Source organism: Cupriavidus pampae (assembly GCF_914271485.1).
GTDB lineage: Bacteria > Pseudomonadota > Gammaproteobacteria > Burkholderiales > Burkholderiaceae > Cupriavidus > Cupriavidus pampae.
Genome location: NZ_CAJZAG010000009.1, coordinates 274299 through 290694 on the forward strand (window position 1 = coordinate 274299; position 16396 = coordinate 290694).

The window sequence follows — 16396 nt, forward strand, 5'->3', positions numbered from 1 at the left end:
CGCATTCGTACCCTACAAGATGACCGATAGCAAATCGCCCGGGCGCAAGACGCTGGGCATCAAGACTTCCACTACCGATACGGCCCCGCGCAAGGCCACGCGCCCGGTGCGCGTGTCTGACCTGAACCGCAAGCGCGTGCAGGAGGTACAGGAAGGGATTAAGCAGGCGAGGGAACGGTCCGGTGGCAAGTCCGGCCGCCAGCAGACGGCACCCGCTGACCGTGGCGAGCGCGCACCGCGCCGATTCGGCGACGGTGATTCGCGCCCTCCTCGCCGTGACGGTGACTCACGTCCGCCGCGCCGCGATGGGGATTCGCGTCCGCCGCGTCCCTACGGGGGCGACGATCGGCCGCCGCGTCGGTTCAACGACGGTGACTCGCGCCCGCCGCGCCGCGATGGCGATGCGCGTCCGCCGCGCCCCTATGGTGGCGATGATCGGCCGCCGCGCCGGTTCAACGACGGTGACTCGCGCCCGCCGCGCCGTGATGGCGATTCGCGTCCGCCGCGCCCGTATGGTGGCGACGATCGGCCGCCGCGTCGGTTCAACGACGGTGACTCGCGCCCTCCTCGCCGCGATGGCGATGCGCGTCCGCCGCGCCCCTATGGTGGCGATGATCGGCCGCCGCGTCGGTTCAATGACGGTGACTCGCGCCCGCCGCGCCGTGATGGCGATGCGCGCCCGCCGCGCCCATACGGTGGCGACGATCGGCCGCCGCGCCGATTCAACGACGGTGACTCGCGCCCTCCTCGCCGTGACGGCGATGCGCGCCCGCCGCGCCCCTACGGTGGCGACGATCGGCCGCCGCGTCGGTTCAACGACGGTGACTCGCGCCCGCCACGCCGCGATGGCGATTCGCGTCCGCCGCGCCCGTATGGTGGCGACGATCGGCCGCCGCGTCGGTTCAACGACGGTGACTCGCGCCCGCCGCGCCGCGATGGCGATGCGCGTCCGCCGCGCCCGTATGGTGGCGACGATCGGCCGCCGCGCCGGTTCAACGACGGTGACTCGCGCCCGCCGCGCCGTGAGGGCGATGCGCGTCCGCCGCGTCCCTATGGTGGCGACGATCGTCCGCCGCGTCGGTTCAACGACGGTGACTCGCGCCCGCCGCGCCGTGATGGCGATGCGCGTCCGCCGCGTCCCTATGGTGGCGACGATCGTCCGCCGCGCCGATTCAACGACGGCGACTCGCGTCCGCCGCGCCGTGAGGGTGGCTACTCGCGAGACGACAACCGTGGCGAGCGTGCCGCGCCCACGCGCGAGCGCCGCTTCAGCGATAACGCCGATCGCGCTCGCCCGGCTGCCACCGCGCCGCGTGCCGATGACCACGCCGAACGTACCGAGGACGACGGTCTGGTGCGTCTGTCCAAGCGCATGTCCGAGCTCGGCCTGTGCTCGCGTCGCGAAGCCGACGAATGGATTCCGCGCGGCTGGGTGCTCGTCGATGGCAAGGCCGTGACCGAACTCGGTTCGCGCATCCGTCCCGAAGCCGAGATCGAGATCCTGCAGGAAGCGCGCTCCGAGCAAGGCGAGCGCGTGACCGTGCTGCTGAACAAACCCGTTGGCTACGTGTCGGGCCAGGCCGAAGACGGTTATGAACCGGCCGCCGTGCTGTTCGCGCCGGAGAACCAGTGGGAACAAGATCCCACGCGCAAGCGCTTTGCGCCGTGGCAGCGCAAGAACCTCGCGCCGGCTGGCCGCCTGGATATCGACTCCACCGGTCTGCTGGTGCTGACGCAGGATGGCCGCGTCGCCCGCGCGCTGATCGGCGAAGACTCGACGGTCGAGAAAGAGTACCTCGTGCGCGTGGTGTGGGAATCGCCGGAAGGCGAAGTCGAGCGCAACATCAGCGAGGTGTTCCCGCCCGAGCAACTCGAGCGGTTGCGCCACGGGCTGTCGCTCGATGGCGTGGCACTCAAGCCCGCCAAGGTCAGCTGGCAGAACGAAGAGCAGTTGCGCTTTGTTTTGCGCGAAGGCCGCAAGCGCCAGATTCGCCGGATGTGCGAGCAGGTGGGGCTCAAGGTGGTTGGCCTCCGGCGCGTGCGCATGGGTCGCATCGTGCTGGGCGATCTGCCGCCGGGGCAGTGGCGATTCCTCGGAGCGTTCGAGAAATTTTAAGGGTTGGGGGCTGCCGGCACTGACGGCAGCCTTAACAAGCCTTGCTCGCTCTGCTCGTCCACCGGCACGTACACCAGCATCCGCACACCATGCCGCGGTGACGACCACCAGTTGTTGCTGTGCAGATTCAGCATGCCGGTCTCCGCGTGGAAAAACCGTTTGTTCTGGTTCTCGAAGCCCCGCACCTGATAACGCGGCCACAGTTCGCGAAAGATCGGCGATACGGCCATGAAGCGTTGCAGATGCCCCTGCCAGATCGGGTCCTGCGTATGTTCCGCCATCTGCGCGCGGAACAGCGCAACCATCGCCGCGACCATACCGTCGTAGTCCACGACAATCGACTTCCATTGCGGATGCGATAGCGCCAGATACAGGCAGTTACGGTCTTCCGTGGGAATGCGGCCCAGGTCCATGCCGACCAGACGGCAATACGCATCGTTGTAGCCCAGAATGTCGAACCGCGTGTTCTCCACCAGCGCCGGCAACGGATCAAGCTGATCGAGGATGCGTTGCGTCGCCGGCAGAACGGCTTCGCACGGCGCACGCACGCCCGTGGGACGCGGCATGCCGGCCAGCACGAACAGATGCTCGGTCTCCGACTCGGTGCATTGCAGCGCGCCGGCCACAGCGCTCAGCACCTTGGCCGACACGCGAATCGGCCGCCCCTGCTCCAGCTTCGTGTACCACGTGATGCCGATATCGGCGAGCGCGGCCACCTCTTCGCGCCGCAACCCCGGGGTGCGCTTGCGCCCGATGCGTCCAAGCCCCATTTGCGCGGGATCGAGACTCTCGCGACGTGCCCGCAGGAACGCGCCGAGTTCCTGCGAGCGGCTATCGAAGCCCCCGTCATCGGTCATATCGTCAAGCGACACCGCTTCGAGCAGAGCCGGGCGTGCAGTCATGCAAGAACTCCTGTGAACCTAGGCTGACACAATTTATACCAGTCTAGACTGACTCTTGTACCAGTCTAGATGCGCCACGATACTACCGCACACCAAGTAGCACAAGGCAACCCCGGATACCCATGAGTACGTCTACTACCTCCCCAACGCTGGCCAAGGCCGGCCTCTATGTGCTGCTGGCAGGCCAACTGCTGCCACAGATCGATTTCTCGATCGTCAACGTGGCGCTCAACAGCATCGAGCAATCGCTGCATGCCACGGCGACCGAGCTCGAACTGATGGTCGCCGTCTACGGCGTGGCCTTCGCGGTATGCCTCGCCATGGGCGGCCGCCTCGGCGACAACTTCGGCCGTCGCCGCGTCTTCAACATGGGCGTGCTGTTGTTCGGCATCGCCTCGCTGCTATGTGGCATCGCCGATTCGATGTTGATGCTGCTGGCCGCGCGCGTGCTGCAGGGCGCCGCCGCGGCACTGCTGGTACCGCAGATTCTGGCCACCATCCATGTAGGGCTGCGCGGCCATGCGCATTCGCGCGCGATCGCGCTGTTCGGATCGGTCAGCGGTATTGCCTTCATCATCGGACAGGTGCTTGGCGGCGTGCTGGTCTCGGCCGATATCGCCGGACTGGGCTGGCGTAGTGCCTTCCTGATCAACCTCCCGGTCTGCGCCGTCGTCCTCGCGCTATCGCCGCGGCTGATTCCCGAGACGCGCCGCGAGAACGCGTTCGGCATCGACGTGCCTGGCACCGTGATCCTGGCGGTGGTGATCATCGCGATCCTGCTGCCGCTCGCCATGGGCCCGACCATGCACTGGTCCTGGCCACTGCTGGCCACCATGGCAGCCGCGGTGCCGCTGCTCGCGCTGCTGTGGCGCGTCGAACTGCGTCAGGAGCGACAAGGCCTGCACCCGCTGTTGCCGCCTTCGCTGATGCGCCTGCCCAGCGTCCGCTTCGGCCTCGCGATCGCGATCCTGTTGTTCACCAGCTGGAGCGGCATGATGTTCGTGCTGGCGCTGGCCCTGCAATCGGGCGCGCATCTGTCGCCGACCGAATGCGGCAATGCGTTCATTGCGCTCGGTACCGCCTACTTCATCTGCGCGGTGTTCAGCGCGCGCATCGTCGCGCTGATCGGGCGCACGCGTACGCTGATTGCCGGCTGCGCGATCCATATCGTGGGCATGCTGGCGCTGTGCTACACGCTGCATCACGTATGGCCGCACCCGACGTGGCTGGACATGGCCGCGCCGACCGTGGTGATCGGCTTCGGCAATGCGCTGATGGTGGGTTGCTTCTATCGGATCGGGCTGGCCGATATTCCGCCCGACCACGCCGGTGCGGGCAGCGCGATGCTGGCAACGATGCAGCAGGCGTCCTTTGGTCTGGGCTCGGCGTTGCTGGGCACCGTGTTCGCACAGGTGCTGCATCACGCGGGCGGTGCCAGCGTGGCCGGCCCGGCCTACTATCTCGACGCGACGCTGGCGGGCCTTGGCGCGGAGCTGGCGCTCGTCACGCTCCTGCTGGCTGGCGCCGTGCGCTATCACGCGCGGCACGGGCAGCCGGTGCTCCCGGCCGCCGCCTGTCCGTCGTCGTGATTAATCGTCGTACTCAGTCGTCGTAGTCAGTCGTCGTAGTTCGCGGGCAGTTCGGGAAAGAGGACTTCGGTGAAGCCAAAGCGCGAGAAGTCCTCGATCCGCATCGGGTACAGCACGCCCAGCAGGTGATCGCATTCGTGCTGCACCACGCGCGCATGAAAACCATCCGCGACGCGCTCGATGCGGTGGCCCTCGATGTCGTAGCCCGAGTAGCGCAGATGCGTGTAGCGCGGCACCACGCCGCGCAGGCCCGGCACCGACAGGCAGCCTTCCCAGCCGTCCTCGCGCTCTTCCGATAACGGCTCGATGACCGGGTTGATCAGCACGGTCTTCGGCACCATCGGCCGGTCCGGCTGATTGGGTGCACGGTCGAAGCCAAAGATCACCACCTGCAGGTCCACGCCGATCTGCGGCGCGGCCAGCCCCGCACCGTTCGCATAGGCCATGGTGTCGAACATATCCTCGACGAGCGCGCGCAACTCCGGGGTATTGAAGCGCGTCACGGGCTGCGCGATCCGCAGCAGGCGCGAATCGCCCATCTTCAGGATGTCTCGAATCATCTTGCTTTCCTCCGGTTCAGCCAGCGTCCGGCTGTTCTGCACCCGCCGCTAACAGCGCCAGCATGCCATCCTCGTCGATCACGGCCACGCCGAGTGCCTGTGCCTTTTCCAGCTTGCTGCCCGCCTCGGCACCGGCCACTACGTAGTCGGTCTTCTTCGACACCGAACCGGCCACCTTGGCGCCCGCGGCTTCCAGCCGCTCCTTCGCATCTTCGCGCGAAAGCGTGGGCAGCGTGCCGGTCAGCACAAACGTCTTGCCCGCGAGCGGCGCCGGCACGCGCGCGGCCGGTTCGCTCTCCGACGGCGTCACGCCCGATGCCAGCAGATCCTCGATGACCTGACGGTTGTGCTCCTCGGCGAAGAAATTGGCGATCGACTGCGCCACCACGGGGCCCACATCGTTGACCTCGAGCAGCGCCGCTTCGTCGGCATCCATCACCGCCTGCAGCTTGCCGAAGTGTTTGGCCAGATCCTTGGCGGTAGATTCCCCGACGTGGCGAATGCCCAGTGCGAAAATGAAACGATTGAGCACCGGTGCGCGCGAGTTCTCGATGGCCGTGACGATATTGGCCGCCGACTTGTCCGCCATGCGATCGAGCGCCGCGAGCTTCATCACGCCGAGCTTGTACAGATCGGCTGGCGTGCGCACGATGCCCTGGTCGACGAGTTGCTCCACGAGCTTGTCGCCGAGCCCTTCGATATCCATGGCGCGACGCTGCGCGAAATGCAGCAGCGCCTGCTTGCGCTGGGCCGCGCAGATCAGGCCGCCGGTGCAGCGCGCAATGACCTCGCCTTCCAGCTTCTCGATATGCGAGCCGCACACCGGGCATGCGGTCGGCATGACGAACGCGCGCGCATCCGCGGGCCGGCGTTCGAGTACCACGGCCGCGACCTCGGGAATCACGTCGCCCGCGCGACGCACGATCACGGTATCGCCGATATGCACGTCCTTGCGGCGAATTTCGTCCTCGTTGTGCAGCGTGGCGTTGGTCACCGTGACGCCGCCGACAAACACCGGCGCCAGCCGTGCCACCGGCGTAATCGCGCCCGTGCGGCCCACCTGCACTTCGATGTCCTCGACCACCGTGGTCATTTCCTGCGCGGGGAATTTGTGCGCCAGCGCAAAGCGCGGCGCGCGCGAGACAAAGCCAAGCTGCTCCTGCTCCGCCAGCGCATTGACCTTGTAGACCACCCCGTCGATGTCGTACGGCAGTTGGTCGCGGCGCGCGCCAATCTCGCGATAAAACCCGAGCAGGCCTTGCACGCCCTTGACCACCTTGCGCTCGGTGCAGACCGGCAAACCCAGTTGCGCGAAACCGTCCAGCATCACGCTGTGCGTGACTGGGCGGTCCGCCCCCTGCAACTCGCCAAGGCCGTAGGCGAAAAACGACAGCGGCCGCTTGGCGGTAATGCGCGGATCCAGCTGCCGCAGACTACCGGCGGCCGCGTTGCGCGGATTGACGAAGGTCTTCTCGCCGGCTTCCGCCTGGCGTTCATTGAGCTTATCGAAGTCCGCGCGATACATGAATACCTCGCCGCGCACTTCGAGCACTTCGGGTGCCTGACCCCGCAACTTGAGCGGAATCGCCTTGATCGTGCGCACGTTGACGGTCACGTCCTCGCCGGTCTCGCCATCGCCGCGCGTGGCGGCCTGCACGAGCTTGCCGTGCTCGTAGCGCAGCGACATGGCAAGGCCATCGAACTTGAGCTCGGCCGCGTATTCGACCGCACCTGCGGAGGCATCGGCCTGACTGAACAGATCCTGCGGCGCTTCCTCGGCGGCCGGTGCCGGACGGCCGAGGCCCTGCGCGCAGCGGCGATCGAAGTTGACCACGTCGTCGTCTTCGAAGCCGTTGTTCAATGACAGCATCGGCATGCGATGGCGCACCGCGTCGAACGCGGCCAGCGGCGCGCCGCCCACGCGTTGCGTCGGCGAGTCGTCGGTCAGCAGTTCGGGATGTTCGGTCTCCAGCGCCTGCAACTCGCTGAACAGCGCGTCGTATTCCGCATCGGGAACGGTCGGCGCGTCGAGCACGTAGTACTCGTAGCTGTAGCGATCGAGTTCGTCGCGCAGCCATTGCACACGGGTTGCCGCGTCAGAAGCGCCAACCGGCGCGGAGGACTGTGCCTGCGCGCCACGGGTATTTCCGGTCATCGCGGCGCTCCTACAGACTGAACAACCGTTGCGCGACGGGCGAACCAGCCGGCATGCCACGCGCCTCGAGCTTTTCGTAAAGCTTTTCGAGGTGACCGAAGATCGCGACGAACGACGCTTCGCTCAGCGGACGCATGTTGTCATCGACGAGCTGCGCGCCCATGCGCTGCGCCAGGCTGTAGCCGTACTCGCACACCGTCTTGAACGGCTTGGTCGCCTGAGCGGCCACGGGCACATCCAGCAGCAGCGTGATCTGGCCGCCGGCGTTGATGGTCAGATCGTCGCGCAGGAAGTTGGTATCGCCGAACTGCAGCGTGAACAGCGGACGCTGCACACCGTCGACATCGGCCTGATAGCGCGAGAAGCGCGTGCCGTCGCGCGACAGTACGAGCCCATCCTGCGTGGCCACGTTCTGCACGTACGCGGCCGACCACGGCGCGCCATCGGAAATCACGTTGACGCCCAGCTGCACATCGCAGCCTGCGGCAAACCCATCGAGCTCGCGCGCATTGGCCACGGTCTCGGTCATGTCCGGCAACTCGGCCGAGGCATCGAGCGCTTCCGCCAGCGCCTCCACCGCGTTGACGAATTCCGAGAACTCGAGCGCGTTGAGCGGGCCGCTGCGATTGGCCAGCTGCACCGCCACCTGCAGGTCCTCGTACTGGTGGCCCGCGGTCACGGGCTCCCATGCGTTCGCTTCCACGCGCAGGCCTTCGATATGCACCTGCTTGGTCCCCGCGCGGCGCAGGCGCCCCGTGAGCGGCAGGATGCGATCGCCTGACGCCTTGCGTTCGAGGTGCATCGGCACGATACAGTCGATGAGCGGATCGATCACGGCCGGCAAAGGTTGGCCACTGAGTTGGCCAGCGAGTTGGTCATCGAGCTGGCTCGACTCCGACCCGGATTCCGCTTTGCCGATCGTCTCGGCCTGCGGCAGCGGTTGCGCGGACCGCGCCTCCGCGCGTGCCGTGGCCTGCGTGGCCGCGGCAATTTGCGCGGCGTCGCCGGCTGCGTCATCGGCAGCGGGCTGCTGGGCCACCGCGACGGCCGCGGCGACTTCATCCGCCACGGCCTCGTCGGCCTCCGCGCCACCGGCCGCGGCATGCGCTGCCGCAGCGGCCACCGACGCGTCATGCGCATCGCCGGCACCCATGGACACCTTGCCGGCATCGCCGAGCGTCGGTTCGCGGCGCGCGACATGCTCGGGCGGCGTTTCCTGGAGCTTGGCCGCCGTCTCCGGACGCACGGTCTTGCCCACCACCGGCTCGCGCATCGGCGGCAGGTCGTCTTCAGGCATCAGCGGCCGCACGCGGCGCGACTTGTGAATCTGCCAACGGTTGTACGCCACCAGCAACAGCAGCAGTACGACACCGGCGATGATCAGGGCATTCTGCAATTCCATCAGGCGGCGGCCTCCCATCCCAGAGTGGTAGTGGTCGTCATCGTGATCATGCTGCCTCCGCCATCGACACCGCGGCGTCCATATCCACCGCGACGATGCGCGACACGCCCTGCTCCTGCATCGTCACGCCGATGAGCTGGTGAGCCATTTCCATTGCAATCTTGTTGTGCGAAATAAACACGAACTGCGTCTTGTCCGACATGCGCGCCACCATGTTCGCGTAGCGCTCGGTGTTGGCGTCGTCGAGCGGCGCGTCCACTTCGTCCAGCAAACAGAATGGTGCGGGGTTGAGCTGGAACATCGCGAACACGAGCGCGATCGCGGTCAGCGCCTTCTCGCCGCCGGACAGCAGGTGAATCGTCGAGTTCTTCTTGCCCGGCGGCTGCGCCATGACCTGCACGCCGGCATCGAGGATTTCCTCGCCGGTCATGATCAGACGCGCCTGCCCGCCGCCGAACAGCGTCGGGAACAGTTCGCCGAAATGATGATTGACCTGGTCGAACGTGCCTTGCAGCAGCGCGCGCGTTTCCTGGTCGATCTTGGCGATGGCGTCCTCGAGCGTATTGATCGCGTCGTTCAGATCGGCCGACTGCGCGTCGAGGAACGTCTTGCGTTCGCGCGCGGCGGCCAGCTCGTCGAGCGCGGCCATATTGACCGGACCCAACGCGGAGATCGCGTTGTTGAGGCGCGTGACTTCGCCCTGCAGGTACGACGGCTTGAGGTCGCCCGTGAGCTTGTCCGCCAGCGCGGCCTCATCGACCTCCGCGGCGGTCAACTGCTCGCTGAACTGTTCCTGGTTCAGGCGCGCGGCCTGCTCCTTCAGCTGGTACTCGGTAATGCGATCGCGCAGCGGCTGCAGGCTGCGTTCGGCGGCCAGACGCTGCTCGTCGTACTGGCGCAACTGTGCCGACAGGGCATCGAGTTCGATGCGCGCGGCCGACAGTTTCTCTTCCTTCTCGGCGCGGACTTCGAGCGCTTCCTGCAGACCCGTATGCGCGGTCTGCTCGTTGATCGTCTCGAGCTCCGCACGTGCGTTCTCGAGCGATTCGGCAATCCGCTCCGACTGGTCCGCCGCCATCTGGATATTGCGGCGCAGTTCGTCGATGCGCCCCGCCAGGTTGCGCTCCGCGAACAGGGCTTCCTGCGCGGCGCGTTCGATATCGCGCAGCGTGTTGCGCGCGGACGCGAGCTTGCTGTCCAGCGCGTCGAAGGCCATCTGCTGGTCTTCGTGCGCGGCCTGCAGGTCCGCCAGCGCGGCATCGTGCTGTTCGAACGAGGCTTCCGATTCGGCACGCACCGCGCGCTGCTCCTCGATCTGCGCGAGGATCTCGCTCAGCTCGTCGCGAATCTGGCCGCTACGCGCGGAGAAACGGTCCATCGCCTGCGACAGCTTGAGCACGTCCATCTGCAACGTGTGCACGCGGCGCGTGGCCTGCTCGGCACGGCCCCGCGCCTCGCTCAGCGCCTGGCTGGCCTGCGTGTACGCCGCATCGGCGCGCACGGCCTGGCTCCTGGCCTCGTCGGACATCAACGTCTGCGCGCGCACCTGCTTCTGCAGGCTCTCGATTTCCTGCTCGCGCGCGAGCATGCCGGACTGCTCCGAGTCGGCGGCATAGATCTGAATCGCATTGCGGCCAATCAGATGGCCTTCGGCCAGCACGAACGACGCGCCATCGGGCAACGTCTGGCGCGCGGCCATGGCCTGCGCGATGTCGTTGGCGGTGTAGATATCGGCGAGCCAGTCCTGCATGACCGCACGAATGCCGGGCTCGGTAATCTGCACGAGCGACATCAGCGGACGCAGGCCGGCCGGCGTCTCCACGGACCGCGCGGCAGGCGGCGGCGAGTAGAACGCAAGCTTCGCCGGCGGTGCGTCGGACAGGAATGCCTTGACCCAATCGAGGTTGGAGACCTCGAGCGCGGCCAGCTTTTCGCGCAGCACCGATTCGAGCGCGTTTTCCCAGCCCGGCTCGATATGTACCTTCTTCCACAGCCGCGGCAATTCAGCCAGACCGTGGCGTTCCAGCCAGGGCTGGACCTTGCCGTCGGTCTGCACGTTCTCCTGCAACTGGCGCAGCGCGGCCAGACGCGCTTCCAGCGACGCGATAGCGGCGGCCTCGCTCTGCACGCGCTCCTGCGCGGTGCGACGCTCGGCGTCCAGACGCGGCACGCTGTCCTCGCTGTCCATCAGCACGGCCTGCGCTTCCTCGAGCATGGCTTCCTGCTCGGCCAGCTCTTCGCGCTGTTCCTCCAGACGGCTTTCGTCGGGCCGGTCGAGGCCCTTCTCCTCGAGCGACAGACGCTCGCGGCGCTGCTCGAGCTGCTGCAGCATCTGATCGGCGTTGCGCTGCTGCGCGGCTTCGAGCTTGAGCGACTGCTCGGCCTGCATGATGCCCGTGCGCTGCTCGTTGAGGCGCTGCTGCGCCTCGCGCCATTGCGCCTCGAGCGTCGGCAGCTCGTCGGTCTTCACCGCGACGGACTCCTGCGCTTCCACCGTGCGACCCTCTGCCAGAGCCAGGTTCTCCTCGGCTTCCGCGAGCTCGTCGGTAGCCTGCTCGGCCTTGCCCTGCCATTGCTCGCGTTGCGCGGTCAGCGCGGCGATCTGTGCCTGCGTGCGGTTGCGCGATTCCACAACGAAGCGGATCTCGGCCTCGAGCTTGCTGACCGTGGCGTTGGCCTCGTACAGCGCGCCCTGCGCGGCGTGCATGCCGTCGGACGCGGTGTAATGCGCGGCGCGCATGGTCTCGAGCTCGGCCTCGACGTGGCGCAGCTGCGCGGTCTGGGCTTCGAGGTCGATCTGCGCCTGCTCGATCGCGCGCTGGTGGCGTTCCTGCTCCGTCAGCGCCTCGCGCTTGCGCAGCAGCCACAGCAGATGCTGTTTCTCTTCGCCTTCCGATTGCAGCGTCTTGAAGCGCTGCGCCACTTCGGCCTGGCCCTCGAGCTTGTCGAGGTTGGAGCCGAGTTCGCGCAGGATGTCTTCCACGCGCGTCAGGTTCTCGCGCGTGTCCGACAGACGATTCTCGGTTTCGCGGCGGCGTTCCTTGTACTTGGATACGCCCGCGGCTTCCTCGAGGAAGATTCGCATGTCATCGGGCTTGGCCTCGATGATCCGCGAGATCATGCCCTGCCCGATGATCGCGTACGCGCGCGGGCCAAGGCCCGTGCCCAGGAAGATGTCCTGGATATCGCGGCGGCGCACCGGCTGGTTGTTGATGTAGTACGAAGAGGTGCCGTCACGCGTCAGCACGCGCTTGACGGCCACCTCGGCGTACTGGCTCCACTGCCCGGCCGCGCGGCCTTCGGCGTTGTCGAACACGAGTTCGACGCTGGCCCGGCCCGCCTGCTTGCGCGCCGTGGAGCCGTTGAAGATGACGTCCTGCATGGACTCGCCACGCAGCTCCGACGCGCGTGATTCGCCCAGCACCCAGCGCACGGCATCAATAATGTTCGATTTGCCGCAGCCGTTGGGACCGACGATGCCGACCAGTTGGCCCGGCACTTGAAAATTGGTGGGATCGACGAAGGACTTGAAGCCCGCCAGCTTGATCGAGGACAGTCGCACGTTGTCGTGTGTGGTTTCGGCGTTACGGATCGGAAAGCACGGGACATACCTAATACAACCATGGAGTGCCGTATAAGCAACTTCCCAGCTGGAATGCCCGGCAGAATGGCGACAATCATACCATCGCGAAACAGCCTGTCGGCCGCTTTATCGACCGTTGCGCGCGGCACGAAAGCCCCTGATGTACGTAGGTAAAACCGTTGTACATCCGCGACTTGCGCGTCATGCTTTAACCAGTCTCTAGAACAGATTGCACCGACATCAGACTGACATATTGCAAATCGGGCAGAATCTCCGGGGGTTACGACCAGAACAACATGGAGAAAGCCACATGACGTGGTCGGTCGACGAAATCGATTACGCCGCGATCGACGTCGCGCGCGTGCGCGACAATCGGACGCTGTTCTACCTGCTGACTTCCGCCTCCTTCATGGAGAGCGGCTCCGACACCTACGCCGGCAATCTGGCGCGCCACTATGCGGACACGCCCGAAGCCGCGGCCTGGCTCAAGCAGCAGTGGGAAGGCGAGGAGCTGCAGCATGGACTGTCGCTGCGCCGCTATGTGGAGCATGTCTGGCCCGAGTTCGACTGGGCCGCCGGCTACGAACGCTTCTTCGGCGAATACCGGCTGACCTGTAACGACGACAACCTCGAGACCTCGCGCGCGCTGGAGATGGCCGCGCGCTGTGTGGTCGAGACCGGCACCGCGTCCTATTACCGGGCGCTGGAGGCTGCCAGCGACGAACCGGTGCTGCGCGAACTGGCTCGCCGCATCTCGAGCGACGAGGTGCGCCACTACAAGCACTTCTTCCGCTACTTCAACGATCTGAACGACCGCGAGCGCCATGGGCGCCTGAAAGTGCTCGGCGTGATCGCGCGCAGACTGCTGGAGATCAAGAACGATGACGCCGACATCTCGCTGCGCAACATCCTGCGCGTGGAGCGTGGCCGGGACGACATTCCCGATGCGGACGTCGCGGCGCTGAACTCCCAATGTAGCGACATGGTGCGGCACAACCTGCCGATCGAGATGACGATCAAGATGCTGCTGCGGCCGCTGCACCTGCATGCGCGTATCGAGCGGCTGGTGCATCGCCCGCTGGTGGCAATGGTCTCGCTGGCGATTCTGCGCTGAGGCGCATTCCATTATAATGCTGCGTTTCCACCGCATGCATTCCCAAGCCACTGTGAACCCGCGCCTCGACCTGCTCCAGACCTATCCTTTCGAGAAATTGCGCGCGCTGGTGGCCGACGTGAAGCCCGCCGACATTCCGGCGATCAGCTTCGGCATCGGCGAGCCCAAGCATCCGACGCCGCAGTTCATCAAGGACGCGATGATCGAGTCGCTGGGCGGCCTGGCGGTCTACCCTAGCACGATCGGCTCCGACGGGCTGCGCCAGACCATCGCGCGCTGGCTCGAACGCCGCTATCAGTTGCCGCAGGTCGACGCGCTGACCGAGGTCCTGCCCGTGGCGGGCTCGCGCGAGGCGCTGTTCGCGTTCGCGCAGACCGTGATCGATGCCTCCTCAGTTGGTAAAAGCGCAAATCCGCTGGTGGTGTGTCCGAACCCGTTCTACCAGATCTACGAAGGCGCGGCGCTGCTGGCCGGCGCGCGCCCGCTGTTCGCCAACAGCGATCCGGCGCGCAACTTCGCGCCCGCGTTCGAGCAGATTCCCGATGTGGCCTGGGCCGACGTGCAACTGCTGTACGTCTGCTCGCCGGGCAATCCGACTGGCGCGGTGATGTCGCTCGAAGACTGGAAGCAGCTGTTCGCGCTGTCCGATCGCCATGGCTTCGTGATCGCTTCGGACGAGTGCTACTCCGAAATCTATTTCGACGAAGCCAATCCGCCGCTGGGCGCGTTGCAGGCCGCGCATCAGCTCGGCCGCGGGTTCGAACGTCTGGTGATGTTCTCGAGCCTGTCCAAGCGTTCGAACGTGCCGGGCCTGCGTTCGGGCTTCGTGGCTGGCGATCCGGCCCTGCTCAAGAAATTCCTGCTGTACCGCACGTACCATGGCACCGCGATGAGCGCGACCGTGCAGGCCGCCAGCGTGGCCGCGTGGAGCGATGAAGTGCATGTGCGCGACAATCGCGCGGCGTACGTCGAGAAGTTTCGCGAAGTCACGCCAATGCTGGCGGACGTGCTCGACGTCGCGCTGCCCGATGCGGCGTTCTATCTGTGGGCCGACGTGTCGCGCACGGGCCTGTCGGACACCGAGTTCGCGCGCCAGCTGCTGGCCGCGCAGAACCTGACGGTGCTGCCGGGCAGCTTTCTCGCGCGCGACGCGCATGGCGTGAATCCGGGCGTCAACCGCGTGCGTATGGCGCTGGTCGCCACGCCCGAGGAATGCCGCGCGGGCGCACGCCGCATTGTTGATTTTTGCCGCTCGCTGGGCTGACCCAGACATCTTGCGCGATGCCGCGCCGACACCACGGGCATCGCACCGATTTTTACCATTACGACTGAGAAGACCACCATGACGCAAGCACTGCAAGCCCTGATCGACCAGGCCTGGGAAGACCGCACGAGCCTGTCGCCGAAGTCCGCCCCCGCCGATATCCGCGAGGCTGTTGCCAATGTGATCTCGCAACTGGATTCGGGCGCGCTGCGCGTGGCCGAAAAACAAGGCAAGGACTGGATCGTCAACCAGTGGATCAAGAAGGCCGTGCTGCTGTCGTTCCGCCTGGAAGACAACGCGCCGATGAGCGCCGGTGGCTTTGCCCAGTTCTACGACAAGGTGCCGACCAAGTTCGCCAACTGGACCGGCGACGACTTCGCCAAGGCCGGCTTCCGCGTGGTGCCGCCCGCCGTGGCGCGTCGCGGTTCGTTTATCGCGAAGAACGCCGTGCTGATGCCGTCGTACGTGAATATTGGCGCGTACGTCGATGAAGGCACGATGGTCGATACGTGGGCCACGGTCGGTTCGTGCGCGCAGATCGGCAAGAACGTGCACCTGTCCGGTGGCGTGGGCATCGGTGGCGTGCTGGAGCCGCTGCAGGCCAACCCGGTCATCATCGAGGACAACTGCTTTATCGGCGCGCGTTCGGAAGTGGTGGAAGGCGTGATCGTCGAAGAGAACTCGGTGATCTCGATGGGCGTGTACCTGGGTCAATCGACCAAGATCTACGATCGCGAAACCGGCGAGATCCATTACGGCCGCGTGCCGGCTGGCTCGGTGGTCGTGGCCGGTAACCTGCCGTCGAAGGATGGTTCGTACAGCCTGTACTGCGCGGTCATCGTCAAGAAGGTCGACGCCCAGACGCGCGCCAAGACCAGCCTGAACGACCTGCTGCGCGGCGACTGATCGCCAAGCGGCCAGCGACTCATGGCACTGGACCCCGCCACCGTCGGCACCGTACTGTCCCTGCTGCCGACCATTCTCGAACAGGCCAACAAGACCATCGAGAAGATCAAGAAGGGACGGCGCAAGGACGGCACGTCTGAGGGCACTGATGGGCCGGCCGCGGGCGCGCTCGGCGAGCCGGAACGTGCGGCGCGGGTTGACGCTCGTGTTGCCGAACTCGAAGCCGCGGCGCTGCAGCAGGCGGAGGCGGTCAAGCTGCTGGCCGAACAACATGCGATCACGGTCGAGGCCCTGCGCAAGGAAGCTGGCCGGCTCGACCGCCGCCTGCGGCTGATGACGGCGGTGGCCATGGCGGGCGTCGCGCTCGGCATCGGCGCGCTCGTGATCGCCCTCAACCTTCTGCTCCGCTCATCATGACCGTCCTGCTCTACGGCATTCCCAACTGCGACACCGTCAAGAAGGCGCGTACCTGGCTGACCGACAACGGCGTCGACTACACGTTTCACGACTTCAAGAAACAAGGCGTGAGCGAGGCGCTGCTGCGCGGGTGGCTCGCGCACGTGCCGCTGGCCACGCTGCTCAACAAGAAGGGCACCACGTACCGTGCGCTGTCGGACGCCGAGAAAGCCAGCGCCGAGAGCGAAGCCGGCGCGATCGCGCTGATGCAGCAAAGCCCGTCGCTGATCAAGCGGCCGGTGCTCGCCTCCGGCGGCAAGGTCGAAGTCGGCTTCAAACCCGAACAGTATTCCGGCATTTTCTAAGCACCGGTCTTTTACAAGCACTGGTCTTTTCCAAGCGATTTCCG

12 protein-coding genes are annotated in these 16396 nt (G+C 66.2%); 7 read left to right on the forward strand and 5 right to left on the reverse strand.

The window, feature by feature from the left end:
• Positions 1-19: 19 nt before the first annotated feature.
• On the forward strand, positions 20-2116 hold the full coding sequence (locus tag LDO41_RS23460; protein WP_223992577.1) for a pseudouridine synthase: 2097 nt from the start codon (positions 20-22) through the stop codon (positions 2114-2116).
• On the opposite strand, the gene LDO41_RS23465 is transcribed toward LDO41_RS23460, so the two are convergent.
• Positions 2113-3018 (reverse strand): helix-turn-helix transcriptional regulator, encoded by a 906-nt coding sequence (locus LDO41_RS23465; protein WP_223992578.1) that lies wholly within the window; start codon positions 3016-3018, stop codon positions 2113-2115. The genes LDO41_RS23460 and LDO41_RS23465 overlap by 4 nt on opposite strands.
• A 122-nt stretch (positions 3019-3140) precedes the next feature.
• On the opposite strand from LDO41_RS23465, the gene LDO41_RS23470 reads away from it, so the two are divergent.
• Entirely contained in the window at positions 3141-4607 is a 1467-nt protein-coding gene (locus tag LDO41_RS23470; protein ID WP_223992579.1) for an MFS transporter, read from the forward strand.
• A gap of 26 nt (positions 4608-4633) precedes the next feature.
• Here the strand turns inward: LDO41_RS23470 and def are convergent, their stop codons facing one another.
• The 4 genes from def to smc are packed head-to-tail and all read right to left on the reverse strand — an operon-like array spanning position 4634 to position 12286.
• Positions 4634-5167 (reverse strand): peptide deformylase, encoded by a 534-nt coding sequence (gene def / locus LDO41_RS23475; RefSeq protein WP_223992582.1) that lies wholly within the window; start codon positions 5165-5167, stop codon positions 4634-4636.
• 16 nt (positions 5168-5183) lie between these two features.
• The gene (gene ligA, locus LDO41_RS23480; protein WP_223992583.1) at positions 5184-7322 is read right to left on the reverse strand and encodes an NAD-dependent DNA ligase LigA; all 2139 of its coding nucleotides are present in this window, start codon (positions 7320-7322) and stop codon (positions 5184-5186) included.
• A 10-nt stretch (positions 7323-7332) separates the two neighbouring features.
• Positions 7333-8724 carry a cell division protein ZipA C-terminal FtsZ-binding domain-containing protein gene (locus LDO41_RS23485; protein ID WP_223992585.1) on the reverse strand — a complete coding sequence of 464 codons (1392 nt, stop codon included), beginning with the start codon at positions 8722-8724 and terminating at the stop codon, positions 7333-7335.
• Positions 8725-8770: 46 nt separating this feature from the next.
• A complete protein-coding gene (smc, locus tag LDO41_RS23490) occupies positions 8771-12286 on the reverse strand; it encodes a chromosome segregation protein SMC (RefSeq protein ID WP_223992594.1) in 3516 nt (1171 codons plus the stop codon).
• A gap of 331 nt (positions 12287-12617) precedes the next feature.
• On the opposite strand from smc, the gene LDO41_RS23495 reads away from it, so the two are divergent.
• The 5 genes from LDO41_RS23495 (at position 12618) to LDO41_RS23515 (ending at position 16352) form a co-directional block, all read left to right on the forward strand.
• Complete coding sequence (locus LDO41_RS23495; RefSeq protein ID WP_223992595.1) at positions 12618-13421, forward strand: ferritin-like domain-containing protein; 804 nt, start codon at positions 12618-12620, stop codon at positions 13419-13421.
• Positions 13422-13473: 52 nt separating this feature from the next.
• The gene (gene dapC / locus LDO41_RS23500) at positions 13474-14685 is read left to right on the forward strand and encodes a succinyldiaminopimelate transaminase (protein ID WP_223992839.1); all 1212 of its coding nucleotides are present in this window, start codon (positions 13474-13476) and stop codon (positions 14683-14685) included.
• 78 nt (positions 14686-14763) lie between these two features.
• Positions 14764-15591 (forward strand): 2,3,4,5-tetrahydropyridine-2,6-dicarboxylate N-succinyltransferase, encoded by an 828-nt coding sequence (gene dapD, locus LDO41_RS23505; RefSeq protein ID WP_223992598.1) that lies wholly within the window; start codon positions 14764-14766, stop codon positions 15589-15591.
• Positions 15592-15612: 21 nt separating this feature from the next.
• On the forward strand, positions 15613-16008 hold the full coding sequence (locus LDO41_RS23510) for a hypothetical protein (protein WP_223992603.1): 396 nt from the start codon (positions 15613-15615) through the stop codon (positions 16006-16008).
• Positions 16005-16352, forward strand: coding sequence for an arsenate reductase (locus LDO41_RS23515; protein ID WP_223992605.1), 348 nt, complete (start codon positions 16005-16007; stop codon positions 16350-16352). The genes LDO41_RS23510 and LDO41_RS23515 overlap by 4 nt, the downstream gene beginning before the upstream one ends.
• Positions 16353-16396 lie beyond the last annotated feature (44 nt).

What these genes read in the sequence shown, in the direction of transcription:
- LDO41_RS23460 (WP_223992577.1), top strand. Translation starts at nt 20, where the DNA reads ATGACCGATAGCAAATCGCCCGGGCGCAAGACGCTGGGCATCAAGACT.
- LDO41_RS23465 (WP_223992578.1), bottom strand. Translation starts at nt 3,018, where the DNA reads ATGACTGCACGCCCGGCTCTGCTCGAAGCGGTGTCGCTTGACGATATG.
- LDO41_RS23470 (WP_223992579.1), top strand. Translation starts at nt 3,141, where the DNA reads ATGAGTACGTCTACTACCTCCCCAACGCTGGCCAAGGCCGGCCTCTAT.
- def (WP_223992582.1), bottom strand. Translation starts at nt 5,167, where the DNA reads ATGATTCGAGACATCCTGAAGATGGGCGATTCGCGCCTGCTGCGGATC.
- ligA (WP_223992583.1), bottom strand. Translation starts at nt 7,322, where the DNA reads ATGACCGGAAATACCCGTGGCGCGCAGGCACAGTCCTCCGCGCCGGTT.
- LDO41_RS23485 (WP_223992585.1), bottom strand. Translation starts at nt 8,724, where the DNA reads ATGGAATTGCAGAATGCCCTGATCATCGCCGGTGTCGTACTGCTGCTG.
- LDO41_RS23495 (WP_223992595.1), top strand. Translation starts at nt 12,618, where the DNA reads ATGACGTGGTCGGTCGACGAAATCGATTACGCCGCGATCGACGTCGCG.
- dapD (WP_223992598.1), top strand. Translation starts at nt 14,764, where the DNA reads ATGACGCAAGCACTGCAAGCCCTGATCGACCAGGCCTGGGAAGACCGC.
- LDO41_RS23510 (WP_223992603.1), top strand. Translation starts at nt 15,613, where the DNA reads ATGGCACTGGACCCCGCCACCGTCGGCACCGTACTGTCCCTGCTGCCG.
- LDO41_RS23515 (WP_223992605.1), top strand. Translation starts at nt 16,005, where the DNA reads ATGACCGTCCTGCTCTACGGCATTCCCAACTGCGACACCGTCAAGAAG.